The organism is Hymenobacter agri, from assembly GCF_054778495.1.
In genome coordinates, this window is the sequence record NZ_BAAGZM010000773.1 from 1 (window position 1) to 1,700 (window position 1,700).

Sequence of the window (1,700 nt, forward strand, 5' to 3'; positions counted from 1 at the left end):
GGGCGTTGTGCCGCGCTTCGAGCGCGACTACGCCCGGCGCCACCTGCAGGCGCAGGTGCAGCAAGCCTTCACGGGCCAGTACCGCAGCCGCTTTGCCGCCGAGCCCGTCGACAGCCTGCCCTTCTTCGGGCGTCCCAGCGAATCGTACCTGCTCGATAAGTACACGCGCTTCAAAACCATGGAGGAAGTGCTGCGCGAATACGTGCCGGGCGTGGTGGTACGCATTCACAAAGACGGCTTTCACCTGCTGGTAGTCGATAAGGTCAACAAAACCGTGCTCGACAACAACCCGCTGGTACTGCTCGACGGCGTGCCCGTGTTCAACATGAACAAGGTGATGGCGTTTAACCCGCTGAAAATTCGCAAGCTAGAAGTGCTGGACGGCCGCTACTTCCAGGGTAGCGCGATGTACGATGGCATTATGAACCTGACCACCTACAAAGCCGACCTCGAAGGCTTTGAGCTGCCCACCCAGGCGCTGGTGCAGCAGTACGAGGGCCTGCAGCGCCAGCGCGAGTTCTACGCGCCGCGCTACGACACCCCCCAGGCCGCCCAAAGCCGCGTGCCCGACCTGCGCAACCTGCTCTACTGGAATCCGGCCATCAAGACCACGGCCGCCGGCCCGGTACCGCTCGAGTTTTACACCGGCGACCAGGCCGGGCGCTACCTGGTGGTGGTGCAGGGCCTGGCCGCCAACGGCCTGGCCGGCAGCCATAGCTTCGTGCTGGACGTGAAGCCGGTACTGTAACCCGTTTCAGATTCCGCCATTCGGGCCATCGGGCGCTGTTCTCACCGGATTTTTACCCGGTGAGAACAGCGCCCGATGGCCCGAATGGCTTATGGCTTATGGCTTAGCCTTCTTCCGTTGCTTCCGGCATTACCTGCTTATACACGGGCAGCTCGTAGAACGGCCGCAGCAGGCGCACCACGTCCAAGGCATCGGCCAGGGCCTCGTGAGCCACCTCGCGCCCGAAGCCGGCGCGGGCCTTGCAGATGCTCATGCTGGGCAGGCGCGAGTCTTTATGCCAGTTGAGGTAGAAGACGGCTGGGTCGAGCATGGCGGGCTCGGCGCGCACTAGGGTGCCGTAGCCGGGTAATTCTTTTAGGAAACCGAGGTCGAACACGGCAATGTTCTTGCCGGCCATCGTCACGCTCACGCAGTCGTGCTTGTCGGGCCGGAAGCCGTGGGCTAATAGGAACTCGCGCAGCTGGGGCAGCAGCTCGGCAGGGGTGCACAGCTCGGGGTTGGGCTCTTTGCGGGCCAGCTCGGCGAACAGGCGGGCATTGAGGGCGATGGCGCCGGCCGTACCGGCGTACTCCGGGTGGCGCACTACGCGCCGGAAAGCCGGCAACTCGGCCAGCGGCCGTGGGTAGCGGCTGTCTTCAATTACGGCGGCCAGCTCCAGTACCTGGTGGCGGGCCGGGTTCGAGCCGGAAGTTTCGAGGTCGAGGGAAAGGTAACGCATGCGGCGGGTTGTACGCAAAAGGTGCGGCTACCGCTACCGCGGGCCGCACCTTTCTACCTCCGCAACCCCGGCGGGTTTATTCCAGCACAACCGCCTGCGTCAGGAGCCCCTCGGCGCATTCCAGACGCACCACGTAAAAGCCCCGGCGCAGCGCAGCCGTGGGCAGCGTCAGCTCGCCCGGACTGCTGGCCGTCTGCGATACCACCGTGCGGCCCAGCGCGTCGAGCAGGCTCG

General features: G+C 64.8%; 1 protein-coding gene and 1 pseudogene. One reads left to right on the forward strand and one right to left on the reverse strand.

The genetic code is table 11. The features are described from left to right. Positions 1-748, forward strand: a pseudogene (locus ACYVDE_RS21965) (hypothetical protein); the annotation flags it as partial. A gap of 103 nt (positions 749-851) precedes the next feature. Here the strand turns inward: ACYVDE_RS21965 and ACYVDE_RS21970 are convergent. Further along, entirely contained in the window at positions 852-1,466 is a 615-nt protein-coding gene (locus ACYVDE_RS21970; protein ID WP_460503675.1) for a 3'-5' exonuclease, read from the reverse strand. Positions 1,467-1,700 lie beyond the last annotated feature (234 nt).

Coding starts and splice junctions, on each gene's coding strand:
- ACYVDE_RS21970 (WP_460503675.1), bottom strand. CDS start 1,466: ATGCGTTACCTTTCCCTCGACCTCGAAACTTCCGGCTCGAACCCGGCC.